Here is a 13,755-nt window from a genome sequence, read left to right on the forward strand (position 1 = left end):
CCCGCCGCGAAACCGCGCGCCGGAAAGCCCGTGCCGCGCTGCCGCAACGGCCGCCGGCACGAACCCGTGTGATACATTTCAACGTCAGTCTGCAAAACTACCATATCGCCGCCCGTCCGCCGCATGTCCGACCGTCAGGAATCCGCCGTAGCTGCGCCCGAAGCGGGACCTCCGAAGCACGATCATCCGGTCCTGCGCCGCGTGTTCCGGGTGACGCTGGCAGTCGGGCTCGGCACCTACTTCGTCGCGTCCGGCGCGTTCCTCGGGCTGCGCTACGTACTGCTGCCCCGCATCGACGAATTCCGCCCGCGCATCGAGCGCGCGGTGTCCGACAAGCTCCACGCGCAGCTTTCGATCGGCAAGCTTTCCCCGAACTGGTCCGGCATGCAGCCGGGCGTCGAACTCACGAACCTGACGATCCGCGGCCACGACGGCAAGGTCGCGCTGTCGGTGCCGCATGCAACGGCCGCGCTGTCGTGGATGTCGCTGCTGCGGCTGTCGCCCGCGCTGTCGAGCCTGATCGTCGACCAGCCCGACCTCGTCGTCGCGCGGGCGGCCGACGGCTCGCTGAGCGTCGCGGGCGTCGGCGTGGCAACCACTCATGGCGGCAACGACACGTTCGGTACGTGGCTGCTGAAGCAGGAAGCGATCGTGCTGCGCGGCGGCACGCTGCGCTGGCGCGACGCGCAGCACGACGCGCCGGAGCTCGTGCTGTCGGGCATCCGGCTCGCGGTGCTCAACGACGGCCGCGTGCACAAGGCCGCGCTGCAGGCGCCCGCGAACGGCACGCTGCTGCTCGGCCCGCTCGATTTCCGCGCGCGCTTCAGGCACAAGCCGCTCGCACCGGTCGGCAAGCCGTCGAACTGGTCGGGCGACGCGTACCTGTCGACGGGCCCGGTCGACCTGCAGACGCTCGGGCGCTACCTCGACATGCCGCTCACGATCCACGCGGGCCGGATCGACAACGCGATCTGGGCCACCTTCAGCGACGGCCACCTGCATTCGGCGGGCGGCGACCTGCAGGGCGCGGATGTCGCGCTGCGCGTGCGCCCGACGCAGCCGCGGCTCGACGTGCCGACGGTCGGCTTCGGCTGGGACATGCAGCTCGATGCCGGCCACGACTACACGCTGCACCTGACGCGCTTCAACGCGGAACTCGGCCAGCCGCCGCTGCCGGACGGCACACCGCTCGCCCGCTCGCTCGCGCTGTCGACGCTGACGGCCCGCTACCGTGTGCCGACCGCCAGCCAGGGGCAGCTGTTGAGCGTCGTCGGCGACCGCGTCGATCTCGGCATTCTCAGCGAGTTCATTCGCGGGCTGCCGCTGCCGGCGCGCCTGCGCAACGAGCTGATCAAGATCGACCCGCGCGGGATGGTGTCGAACTATCACATCGAGGTCGAACGCGCGAAGCCCGCGCGGGCCGACCTCGCCGACGAGGAGCGGCGCATGGGCGCCGCGCCGATCGTCCGCTATCGCTTCCTCGGCGATCTGCAGGGCATCAGCTTCGCCGCGCAGGAGCCGCCGCCCGGGCTGTCGCCGCGTGGCCACCCGCGGGCCGGCTGGCCGGGCGTCGAGAACCTGTGGGGCCGCGTCGATGCGAACGAGACGGGCGGCAGCGCGCATTTCGATACGGTCAACGCGGCAGTCACGGTACCCGGCGAATTCGACGAGCCGCGCCTGACATTCGACCGGTTGCGCGGCAACGCAAAGTGGGTGATCACGCCCGCGGCCGGCGAAAAGCATGCGCGCGTCGACGTGACCTTGCCCGACCTGCTCGTCTCGAACCCCGATGCCGAAATCGCGGTATCCGGCTCGTACACGAACCCCGGCCACGGCCGCGGCTCGCTCGACCTGCGTGCCGATTTCGCCCGCGCGTCGGTGGCGCGCATTCCGCGCTACCTGCCGACCGGGATGTCCGAACACCTGCGCGACTATCTCGGCCACGCGCTGCAGGCCGGCCAGGTGACCAAGGGTGCGTCGATCGTCGCGCGCGGCCCGCTCGAGAAATTCCCGTTCGAACACGAGCCGGACGCCGGCGTGTTCCACATCGTCGCGCCGTTCACCGGCGGCCGCTTCGAACCGACGCCGTACCCGCCGCGCAAGCTCGCGAACGGCACGCCGAGCGTCTGGCCGGCGCTCGACGGGATCAACGGCGTGTTCGAGCTCGCGCAGAACAAGCTGCGCTTCGACATCGATCGTGCGCACTACAAGCGCGTCGCGCTGACGAAGGTCGCGGGCCGCATCGACGATCTCGGCAACCCGAGCCACTCGCCGCTCATCATCGACGGTCATGCGCAGGGCCCGCTCGCCGACCTGATCGACTACGCGGACAACAGCTCGCTCGGCACGATGAGCGGGCATATCGGCCAGCGGATCGATGCGCAGGGGCCCGCGTCGCTCGCGCTCAAGATCACGATTCCGCAGCACGTCCCGCATCCGCACACGCACATCGAAGGCGCGCTCGCGTTCGGCGGCAACACGCTGACGACGAGCGGCGTGCCGCCGCTGTCCGCGCTGCGCGGCAGTGTCCGGTTCACCGAGGCCGGCGCATCGCTGCACGACCTGTCGGGGCGCTTCCTCGGCGGCCCGGTGCGCGCGAGCGGCAACTTCCAGTCGCACGGCCCGTATACGGTGGACGTCGACGGCCGGCTCGCGCTCGACGCCGCACGCGGCCTGAACCTGCACGGCCCGGCGGCCGCGCTGCTCGAGCACGTGGTCGGCGACGCGCCGTACAAGGTCGCCGTGCGCGGCGCGCCGGGCCGCCTGCCTGACATCAGCGCGCATTCCGACCTGACCGGCGTGGCACTGAATTTCCCCGCGCCGTTCGCAAAACCGGCCGGCACGCCGATGCCGTTCAGCTTCACGCTGCAGCCGGCGCCGCAGGCGGACGGCAAGCGCCTCGAGCACGCCGACCTGACGCTCGGCCCCGTGTCCGCGACCTACCTGCTCGACGCGACGCGCGGCCAGCCGCTGCGCGCGGTGCGCGGCGCGATGGGCATCCACCGGATGCCCGACATGCCGCAGGACGGCGTAAGCGCGGCCGTCGACGTCAACGAACTGGACGCCGATGCGTGGCTCGCGCTGGCCCATACGCTGAAGCCCGACACGCCGCGCGCGCAGGAGCCGCAAGCCGCGCCGCGCGTCGATTTCGCGAGCTTCGCGCCGAAGCGTTTCGCGCTCCATTTCGGCACGCTGAAGCTGCTCAAGCGCAACTGGGAAAACGTGATCGTCGGCGCGTCGCACGTCGACGAGCTCTGGCAGGCGAACATCGCGTCGAACCAGGTGTCGGGCTACCTGTCATGGGCGCCGGGCGGCGGCCACAACGGCGCGGGCGTGCTGAACGCGCGGCTCGCGAAGCTCGTGGTGCCCGACAGCGCGCAGCACGATCTCGTCGGCCGCGCGATGAACCTGCCGACGCCGACCGACCGCCCGATGCCGTCGATCGACCTGATCGTCGATCAGGTCGTCGCGCGCAACCACGACATCGGCCGTCTCGTCGTCAACGCGCGCAACATCGACGAAGCCGGCACGCCGGTCTGGCAGCTCGACAAGCTGGAGCTGTCGAACCCGGCCGCGAAGCTGACGGCGACCGGCAACTGGCGCACCTCGCGCCGCGCGCTCGCCCGCGGCGCCGACGAAAACGACGCACCGCGCCGCACCGTGTTCGACTTCAAGCTCGACATCGACAACGCGGGCGCGCTGCTCGACCGCGTCGGCCTGCCGCGCACGCTCGCGGACGGTCACGGCACGGTCACCGGCAAGGTCGGCTGGCGCGGCGGCCCGACCGCGGTCGACCTGCCGTCGCTCGGCGGCCAGATCGCGCTCGACCTCGAACACGGCCAGATCCTGAAGGTCGATCCGGGCGCGGCGAAGCTCCTCGGCGTGCTGAGCCTGCAGAGCCTCGCGCGCTTCCTGACGCTGAATTTCCGCGACGTGATCGGCAAGGGGCTGCCATTCGACAAGATCACGGGCACCGGCCGGATCTCGAACGGGATCGCCCGCACCGACGACTTCTCGATGATGACCGGGCCCGCGAACGTCACCGTGCGCGGCGCGGTGGATCTCGGCACCGAGACGCAGGACCTGCACGCGCACGTCGCGCCGAAAATCAGCGCGGGCGCGGCGGCGATCGGGGCGGCCATCGTCAACCCGCTGCTCGGCGTCGGCGTGCTGGCCGCGAACTACGCGCTGTCGGAGACGCTGTCGCGCGCATTCGCGCTCGACTACACGATCACCGGCTCGTGGGCGCACCCGCACATCGAGCGGGTGCGGGGCGATCAGGGTAAGATGAATCACGGTCCGGCCGATGCGGCGAGCCATTGAGCCGCGCGTCGGGCCGCGCACGGTGCCGGGCCGCACCCCATTTATGACGCAACCGATCCAGCGATGACCGACCACACCCGTTCCGCCACGCCCTTCCAGGTCGCCGCGCTGCAGATGGTGAGCACGCCGGACGTCGCGCGCAATCTCGCCGAGGCGCGCCGCCTGATCGCGGAAGCCGCCGGCGAAGGCGCGCAGCTCGTGCTGCTGCCCGAGTACTTCTGCTTCATGGGTCACCGCGACACCGACAAGCTCGCGCTCGCCGAACCTTACCGGGACGGCCCGATCCAGCATTTCCTCGCGGACGCCGCGCGTCGCCACGGCATCTGGGTGATCGGCGGCACGCTGCCGCTGAAGGCCCCGGAGCCCGATCGCGTACTCAACACGACGCTCGTGTTCGATCCATCCGGCAACGAAGCCGCGCGCTACGACAAGATCCACCTGTTCAACTTCGAGAAAGGCGACGAGTCGTTCGACGAAGCGCGCACGATCCGCGCGGGCGATACGGTCGTCACGTTCGACGCGCCGTTCGGGCGGGTCGGCCTGTCCGTCTGTTACGATCTCCGCTTTCCGGAGCTGTATCGCAGGATGGGCGACTGCGCATTGATCGTCGTACCGTCGGCATTTACCTATACGACCGGCCGCGCGCACTGGGAAACGCTGCTGCGCGCGCGGGCCGTCGAGAACCAGTGCTACGTGCTCGCGGCCGCGCAAGGCGGCAAGCACGAAAACGGCCGGCGCACCTGGGGCCACAGCATGCTGATCGACCCGTGGGGCGAGATCGTCGCGGTTCGCGACGTGGGCGCAAGCGTCGTGCGCGGCACGCTCGATCCGCAGCGCATCGCCGACGTGCGCCAGAGCCTGCCCGCGTGGCGGCACCGCGTGCTGACCTGAATCCGCCGCACCGCTTGAAACACCGCGCGGCCAACCCATCTGCCCAGAAGCACCCGACAACTTTTTGAGAAACCCCGATATCCGCATGAACATCATCGAACCCGGCATCCGCAACCTCGCGCTGGCGAAGGACATCCTGCTCACGCCGTACGGCCTCGACGAAAGCCTGCTCACGCGCACGATCGCCGACATCTTCACGCATCGCGTCGACTACGCGGACCTGTACTTCCAGGCGACCCGCAGCGAAGCGTGGAGCCTCGAGGAAGGCATCGTCAAATCGGGCAGCTTCAGCATCGACCAGGGCGTCGGCGTGCGCGCGGTCGCGGGCGACCGCACCGCGTTCGCGTACTCGGACGACCTGTCGCCGGAGGCGATCGCGCAAGCCGCTGCCGCCACCAAGGCGATCGCGGCAGCCGGCGGCGGCCGCCAGAAGATCAAGGCGGCCACGTCGCTGAAGGGCATCTCGGGCCGCGACCTGTACCTGCCGTCCGATCCGCTCGCGTCGCTCGACGCGACGGCCAAGGTCAAGCTGCTCGAGCGCATCGAGCAGATGGCGCGCGGCCGCGACCCGCGCGTCACGCAGGTGATGGCCGGCCTCGCCGGCGAATACGACGTCGTGCTGGTCGCGCGCAGCGACGGCGCGCTCGCCGCCGACATCCGCCCGCTCGTACGCGTGTCGGTCACGGTGATCGCCGAGCAGAACGGCCGCCGCGAAATCGGCTCCGGCGGCGGCGGCGGCCGCTTCGACTACGGTTACTTCACCGACGAAGTCCTGTCGCGCTACGTCGACGACGCCGTGCATGCGGCGCTCGTGAACCTCGACGCACGCCCCGCGCCGGCCGGCGCGATGACGGTCGTGCTCGGGCCGGGCTGGCCGGGCGTGCTGCTGCACGAAGCGATCGGCCACGGCCTCGAGGGCGACTTCAACCGCAAGGGCTCGTCCGCGTTCGCCGGCCGGATCGGCGAGCAGGTCGCCGCGAAGGGCGTGACGGTGGTCGACGACGGCACGCTGCCGAACCGCCGCGGCTCGTTGAACATCGACGACGAAGGCAACCCGACGCAGTGCACGACGCTGATCGAGGACGGCATCCTGAAGGGCTACATCCAGGACACGCTGAACGCGCGCCTGATGAAGATGCCGGTCACGGGCAACGCGCGGCGCGAATCGTACGCGGCGCTGCCGATGCCGCGCATGACCAACACGTACATGCTGAACGGCGACAAGGATCCGCAGGAAATCATCGCGTCGGTGAAGAACGGCCTGTACGCGGTGAACTTCGGCGGCGGCCAGGTCGACATCACGAACGGCAAGTTCGTGTTCTCGGCGTCCGAGGCGTACATGATCGAGAACGGCAAGATCACCTACCCGGTGAAGGGCGCGACGCTGATCGGCAGCGGCCCGGAATCGCTGAAGTACGTGAGCATGATCGGCAACGACATGTCGCTCGACACGGGTGTCGGCGTATGTGGCAAGGAAGGCCAGAGCGTGCCGGTCGGCGTCGGCCAGCCGACCCTGCGGATCGACAAGATGACGGTCGGCGGTACGGCATAACCGCATCGCGGCGCAGACATTCCGCGCATTTTTAAGAAAACGCGCGGAATGTCCGCATTTTCGACGCTCCCCGGTTGCCAGCCGCCCGGCGACGGGGTATAAATTCCGAATCAACTTTTTTGACGAACCGAATCTCCGTCATGTCCGCCAAGTTTTACTTTTACTTTTTTTGGCATCTCAGACCGCTGGCGGATCGAGAGGGTTGATGGCGCGTAAAGCGCAACCGAAATTCCCGAAAAAACCGCCGGCGAACCCGGCGGTTTTTTTTTTCGCCCTTCGCTTCCCGGTCGCCGCCGCAGCGGTTCCGCAGCCCCGACCGAAACCACTGAATCGCTTGAATTGATGAATCTGCCGCACGCCCACTGATCGAACGGCGCCCGGAACCAAGGAGAAACAGCATGCCCCCGCACAACACCGACGACGTCCGCATCCGCGAACTCAAGGAACTGACGCCGCCCGCCCACCTGATCCGCGAATTCGCGTGCTCCGAAGCCGCGTCCGAGCTGATCTACAACTCGCGCCAGTCGATGCACCGCATCCTGCACGGGATGGACGACCGGCTGATCGTGGTGATCGGGCCGTGCTCGATCCACGACACGAAGGCGGCGATCGAGTACGCGGGGCGGCTCGTGAAGGAACGCGAGCGCTTCAAGGGCGAGCTGGAAATCGTGATGCGCGTGTACTTCGAGAAGCCGCGCACGACGGTCGGCTGGAAGGGGCTCATCAACGATCCGCACCTCGACAACAGCTTCAAGATCAACGAAGGGCTGCGCACCGCGCGCGAGCTGCTGCTCCAGATCAACGAGATGGGCCTGCCGGCCGCGACCGAATACCTCGACATGATCAGCCCGCAGTACATCGCCGACCTGATCTCGTGGGGCGCGATCGGCGCGCGCACGACCGAATCGCAAGTGCACCGCGAGCTCGCGTCGGGGCTGTCGTGCCCGGTCGGCTTCAAGAACGGCACCGACGGCAACGTGAAGATCGCGGTCGACGCGATCAAGGCTGCATCGCAGCCGCACCATTTCCTGTCGGTGACGAAGGGCGGCCATTCGGCGATCGTGTCGACGGCCGGCAACGAGGATTGCCACGTGATCCTGCGCGGCGGCAAGACGCCCAACTACGACGCGGAAAGCGTGAACGCCGCGTGCGCGGACATCGGCAAGGCCGGTCTCGCCGCGCGCCTGATGATCGACGCGAGCCACGCGAACAGCTCGAAGAAGCACGAGAACCAGATCCCCGTCTGTGCCGACATCGGCCGCCAGATCGCGGCCGGGGACGCCCGCATCGTCGGCGTGATGATCGAGTCGCATCTCGTCGAGGGGCGCCAGGACCTGAAGGAAGGCTGCGAACTGACCTACGGCCAGAGCATCACCGACGCGTGCATCGCATGGGACGACAGCGTGAAGGTGCTCGAAGGCCTCGCGGAATCGGTGAAGGCACGTCGCGTCACGCGCGGCAGCGGGAACTGATCGTCCGCGCCTGCACCGAAACGAAAAACGCCCGGCTCGCGCCGGGCTTTTTTTCGCGGGCCGCCGACTGCCGGTCAGCGCATCACTCGAGCGCGCCCGAACCGAAGATCTCGGAATTGATGCGTTCCGGCGCGACGCCGAGCGCGACCAGCGCATCGCGTTGTGCCTTCATGAACGCGATCGGGCCGCAGACGTAGTAGTCGGCGTCCGGCACCAGCGCGTAGTGCCGCACGCGCTCCGGCGTGAGGCGCCCTTCCAGATCGTGGTCGACGCCGACGCGATCGTTCGGGCCGACCAGCTCGTACAGCACCGTGCGCTTGACGTTCACATGCTCGCGCACCGTGTCGTTCAGCCAGTCGCGGAACGCGTGCACCGCGCCCGAGCGGCATGCATGGACGAACCGCACGTCGCGCTTGCTGCCTTCGTCGACCAGCGTCGACGCCATCGACACCATCGGCGTCAGGCCGACGCCGCCGGAAATCAGCACCACCGGCGTCTCGACACCACGCTTCAGCGAGAATTCGCCCATCGGCGCGGTGACCTCGACGATCGCGCCCTCTTCCACGCCGTCGTGCATCAGCGTCGACACCTTGCCGGCCGGAATGACTTCCGGCTTGCCGGCTTCGCGCTTCACCGAGATGCGCAGCCACTTGCCGTGCGGCGCATCGGACAGGCTGTACTGGCGCGGCTGGTCGACGCCGAGATCGCCGACGAAACGCTTCACCGTGATGTACTGGCCGGGCTCGAACGTCGGCGCCGCGCCGCCGTCGGCGGGCGTCAGGTAGAACGACGTGATCTCGTCGCTTTCGCGCACCTTGCGCTCGACCTTGAACGGACGGAACCCGCTCCAGGCGGCACCCGCGTACAGGTCGGCCTCGGCGCCGATCAGGATCTGCGCGAGCTGGCCGTAAGCCACGCGCCACGCCTCGAGCGTGTCGGCATCGACCGCGTCGCCCAGCACCTCGACGATCGAGGCGAGCAGGTTCTCGCCGACGATCGGGTAATGCTCGGGGCGGATGTTCAGGCTCGCGTGCTTGTGCGCGATGTGCGACACAGCCCCGCCCAGCGCACCGAGATTGTCGATGTTCGCCGCATACGCGTAGACGGCCTTCGCGAGCGCTTCCGGCTGGCCGCCCGTCTTCTGGTGCGTCTGGTTGAACAGGTTCTTCAGTTCCGGATGGCGCGCGAACATGCGCTGGTAGAAGTGCTTCGTGATCGTCGCGCCGTGCACGGCGAGGACAGGGGCAGTGGCCTTCACGCGAGCCATCTGGTCAGCGGTGATGTGGGTCATGTTCGTTCTCCGTTAAACATGCACACACAATACATTTTTAAAAATTCGATGCCCCTCGGGCAAATTGTCGCAGCGCGGCAAGGGTAAGGTGGCGAATCGTCAGCGGTCAGCGGACACGGCCGCGTTCCCACAGCACGTCCGATCCGCCGTCGGCACGGTTCAGCACGCGCGCCAGCACGAACAGCAGGTCCGACAGCCGGTTCACGTAGCGCCGCGGCGCATCGTTGAGCGTTTCGGTGCGCCCGAGCGCGACGATCGAACGCTCCGCGCGACGGCATACGGTTCGACACACGTGCGCAAGCGACGCCGCGCGCGAGCCGGCCGGCAGGATGAATTCCTTCAGCGGCGGCAGCGTCGCGTTGTAGTCGGCGAGCCAGCGATCGAGACGCGCGAGATGCGTGTCGTCGAGCACCGTATGGCCGGGAATGCACAATTCGCCGCCGAGATCGAACAGGTCATGCTGGATCGTCACGAGCGCCGTGCGGATATCGTCCGGCAGCGTTTCGGCGAGCAGCACGCCGAGGTTCGAGTTCAGCTCGTCGACGTCGCCGATCGCGGCGATCCGCGTATCGTCCTTGCCGATACGCCGGCCATCGCCGAGGCCGGTGGTGCCGTCGTCGCCGGTACGCGTGGCGATCTTGCTCAAGCGGTTGCCCATGCGGATGTCCTCTCGTGCGCGGCCGCGACGCGGCCCGGTTGCGTTCGAACGCGATTATCGCAGCCCGCGACGGCGGGCGCAGCAGGCGTTACAGCGTAGAATGGGCCGAAACCCAGCAGCACGGGAGCCGGGTCGGCGCCAACGCGCTCATCCGGATCGACAAGGAGACGTTCGTGAATCACCCTGCCCCGCCGGCCGCCACGCGCCGCCCCCTTCCCCCCGCCATGCTCGATGCGCTGCGCGCCGCCTTCGGCGAGCGCGTGTCGACCGCCGACGCCGTCCGCGCCCACCACGGCCGCGACGAATCGCCGTTCGATCCGCAACTGCCCGACGCCGTCGTGTTCGCGCACAGCGCGGACGACGTGCGCGAAGTCGTGTCGCTGTGCTCGCTGTACAGCGTCCCGCTGATCCCGTATGGCGCCGGTTCGTCGCTCGAAGGCCACCTGCTCGCGGTGCGCGGCGGCATCTCGCTCGACCTGTCGGAAATGAACCGCGTGCTGTCGATCAACGCCGAAGACCTGACCGTGACGGTCGAGCCGGGCATCACGCGCAAGGCGCTCAACGAGGCGCTGCGCGACACCGGCCTGTTCTTCCCGATCGACCCGGGCGCCGACGCCAGCATCGGCGGGATGACCGCCACGCGCGCGTCGGGCACCAACGCCGTGCGCTACGGCACGATGCGCGAGAACGTGCTCGGCCTGACCGCCGTGCTCGCCGACGGCCGCGTGGTGAAGACTGGCTCGCGCGCCCGCAAGTCGTCGGCCGGCTACGACCTCACGCGCCTGTTCGTCGGCTCCGAAGGCACGCTCGGCGTGATCACCGAGATCACGCTGCGCCTGCATCCGCTGCCCGAAGCCGTATCGGCCGCGATCTGCACGTTCCCGTCCATGGGCGACGCGGTGCGCACCGTGATCGAGACGATCCAGATCGGCGTGCCGATCGCGCGCGTCGAATTCGTCGATGCGCTCGCCGTGCGCTCGATCAACCGCCATTCGAACCTGACGCTCACCGAAGCGCCGACGCTGTTCTTCGAATTCCACGGCACCGAGGCCGGCGTGAAGGAACAGGCGGAGCTCGTGCAGGCGCTCGCGGGCCAGAACAACGGCCAGGGTTTCGAATGGGCAACCCGCCCCGAAGACCGCACGCGCCTCTGGGCCGCACGCCACAACGCGTATTTCGCGATGCTGCAATTGAAACCCGGCTGCCGCGCGGTGACCACCGACGTCTGCGTGCCGATCTCGCAGCTCGCCGCGTGCGTCGAGGAAACCGAAGTCGACCTGCGCGCCTCGTCGCTGCCCTGCCCGATCGTCGGCCACGTCGGCGACGGCAATTTCCACGTCGCGATCCTGATCGACCCCGACAAGCCCGAGGAAATCGCGGAAGCCGAGCACATCAACGACCGGATCGTCGAGCGCGCGCTGCGCCTCGGCGGCACCTGCACGGGCGAGCACGGCGTCGGGCTGCACAAGATGCGCTTCCTGCCGAAGGAGCACGGCGACAACGCGATCGACACGATGCGTGCGATCAAGCTCGCGCTCGATCCGCGCAACCTGATGAATCCGGGCAAGATTTTCACGTGCTGACACGGCGGTGCGACGCCGCGCCGCCTGCTGCAGGAGACCCCATGAACGCTCCCGTCGAACTGTCGAGCGCGGCACGCGCGCAGCGCCAGCGCGAAGTCGTGCAGGCGCTGATGGCCGTGCTGCCAACGCACTGCCTGCTGTACCGCGACGAAGACACGGCGCCGTACGAATGCGACGGCCTGTCCGCGTACCGCCGCCTGCCGCTCGCGGTCGCGCTGCCCGAAACGGAATCGCAGGTGCAGCGGATCGTGCAGATCTGCCGCCGCATGGAGGTGCCGATCGTGCCGCGCGGCGCCGGCACGAGCCTGTCGGGCGGCGCGTTGCCGATCGCGCTCGGCGTCGTGCTGTCGCTTGCGCGCTTCACGCGCATCGTCGAAGTCGATCCCTACGCGCGCACGGCGACCGTGCAGCCCGGCGTGCGCAACCTCGCGATCTCGGAGGCCGCGGCGCCGTACGGCCTGTACTACGCGCCCGATCCGTCGTCGCAGATCGCGTGCACGATCGGCGGCAACGTCGCGGAAAATTCCGGCGGCGTCCATTGCCTGAAATACGGGCTGACCGTGCACAACGTGATGCGCGTGCGCGCGGTGACGATCGACGGCGAAATCGTCGAATTCGGTTCGCTGGCGCTCGACATGCCGGGCCTCGACCTGCTCGCCGTGATGATCGGCAGCGAAGGGATGTTCGCGATCGTCACCGAGGTCACGGTGAAGCTGATCCCGAAGCCGCAGACGGCCCAGCTCGTGATGGCGAGCTTCGACGACGTCGTCAAGGGCGGCGAGGCCGTCGCGGCGATCATCGCGTCGGGGATCATCCCGGCCGGGCTCGAAATGATGGACAAGCCGGCCACGCAGGCCGTCGAGGCGTTCACGCACGCCGGCTACGATCTCGAGGCGAAAGCGATCCTGCTGTGCGAATCGGACGGCACGCCGGAAGAAGTCGCAGAAGAGATCGTGCGGATGACGGCCGTGCTGCGCGAGCATGGCGCGACACGCATCCAGGTATCGCGCAACGAGCACGAGCGGCTGCGCTTCTGGTCGGGCCGCAAGAACGCGTTCCCGGCCGCCGGCCGCATCTCGGCCGACTACTACTGCATGGACGGCACCGTGCCGCGCCGCGCGATCGGCCCGCTGCTCGCGCGCATCGAGCAGCTCGAAACGCGCTACGGGCTGCGCTGCATCAACGTGTTCCATGCGGGCGACGGCAACATGCATCCGCTGATCCTCTACAACGCGAACGATCCGGACGAACTGCACCGCGCCGAGCAGTTCGGCGCGGAAATCCTCGAATGCTGCGTGGAATTCGGCGGCAGCGTGACGGGCGAGCACGGCGTCGGCATCGAGAAGCTCAATTCGATGTGCGTACAGTTCTCGCCGCAGGAGCGCGACGCGTTCTTCGCGGTCAAGCGCGCCTTCGATCCGGCGGGGCTGCTGAACCCGGACAAGGGCATCCCGACCCGCGCGCGCTGCGCCGAATACGGTCGCCAGCACGTGCGCGGCGGGCTGCTGCCGCACCCCGACCTGCCGCGCTTCTGAGCGGCTCGCGCGGGTCGCGGCCGGTGCCCGCGGCCGGGCCGCGGCGTTCGACCGTGCCCGCGCGGCCTGTTCATGCGGCGACGCGGGCAGACGGCCCGCGATACCGGTCTTAGGGATAGTCGCGATGTGGAATCGCGCCACCCCGGTACAATCGACCGAACAACAAGTCGAGGCAGCAACAGAACATGGAAGAGGACGACATCGTCGCCGGATGGGCCGACCGCGTCCGCGCCGCCAGCGCCGACGGCCGGCCGCTGCGGATTCGCGGCGGCGGCACCAAGGACTGGTACGGCCAGTCGCTCGAGGGCGAAATTCTCGACACGCGCGCGTTTCAGGGCGTCGTGTCGTACGACCCGGCTGAACTCGTCGTCACGGTCCGCGCGGGCACGCCGCTCGCACAGCTTGAAACCGTCCTCGCCGAGTGCGGCCAGATGCTGCCGTTCGAGCCGC

General features: G+C 68.7%; 9 protein-coding genes. 7 read left to right on the plus strand and 2 right to left on the minus strand.

All coding sequences use genetic code 11. The features are described from left to right. The first annotated feature begins 123 nt into the window (after positions 1-123). From ABY44_RS07935 to aroG, 4 genes are all read left to right on the plus strand, one after another. Complete coding sequence (locus ABY44_RS07935) at positions 124-4,323, plus strand: YhdP family protein (RefSeq protein WP_059698821.1); 4,200 nt, start codon at positions 124-126, stop codon at positions 4,321-4,323. A 63-nt stretch (positions 4,324-4,386) separates the two neighbouring features. Then, positions 4,387-5,214: a carbon-nitrogen hydrolase family protein gene (locus ABY44_RS07940; RefSeq protein WP_027788322.1), complete on the plus strand. Its 828-nt coding sequence runs from the start codon at positions 4,387-4,389 to the stop codon at positions 5,212-5,214. Positions 5,215-5,299: 85 nt separating this feature from the next. Next, entirely contained in the window at positions 5,300-6,766 is a 1,467-nt protein-coding gene (gene tldD / locus ABY44_RS07945) for a metalloprotease TldD (RefSeq protein WP_021163847.1), read from the plus strand. Positions 6,767-7,164: 398 nt separating this feature from the next. Continuing rightward, complete coding sequence (aroG, locus tag ABY44_RS07950; RefSeq protein ID WP_027788323.1) at positions 7,165-8,238, plus strand: 3-deoxy-7-phosphoheptulonate synthase AroG; 1,074 nt, start codon at positions 7,165-7,167, stop codon at positions 8,236-8,238. Between the two features lie 82 nt (positions 8,239-8,320). On the opposite strand, the gene hmpA is transcribed toward aroG, so the two are convergent. Then, positions 8,321-9,529, minus strand: coding sequence for an NO-inducible flavohemoprotein (hmpA, locus tag ABY44_RS07955; protein WP_431641072.1), 1,209 nt, complete (start codon positions 9,527-9,529; stop codon positions 8,321-8,323). 106 nt (positions 9,530-9,635) lie between these two features. Next, positions 9,636-10,187, minus strand: coding sequence for a cob(I)yrinic acid a,c-diamide adenosyltransferase (locus tag ABY44_RS07960; RefSeq protein WP_027788325.1), 552 nt, complete (start codon positions 10,185-10,187; stop codon positions 9,636-9,638). Between the two features lie 173 nt (positions 10,188-10,360). Between ABY44_RS07960 and ABY44_RS07965 the strand changes: the two genes are divergently transcribed. From ABY44_RS07965 to ABY44_RS07975, 3 genes are all read left to right on the plus strand, one after another. After that, on the plus strand, positions 10,361-11,770 hold the full coding sequence (locus ABY44_RS07965) for an FAD-binding oxidoreductase (protein WP_027788326.1): 1,410 nt from the start codon (positions 10,361-10,363) through the stop codon (positions 11,768-11,770). Positions 11,771-11,811: 41 nt separating this feature from the next. Beyond that, positions 11,812-13,305 carry an FAD-linked oxidase C-terminal domain-containing protein gene (locus ABY44_RS07970; protein ID WP_011351007.1) on the plus strand — a complete coding sequence of 498 codons (1,494 nt, stop codon included), beginning with the start codon at positions 11,812-11,814 and terminating at the stop codon, positions 13,303-13,305. Between the two features lie 185 nt (positions 13,306-13,490). Then, positions 13,491-13,755: FAD-binding protein (locus ABY44_RS07975; protein ID WP_431641076.1), on the plus strand; the 265-nt coding region annotated here is incomplete at its 3' end.

This window comes from Burkholderia sp. ZZQ-2 (assembly GCF_050768715.1).
Classification (GTDB): Bacteria; Pseudomonadota; Gammaproteobacteria; order Burkholderiales; family Burkholderiaceae; genus Burkholderia; species Burkholderia cepacia.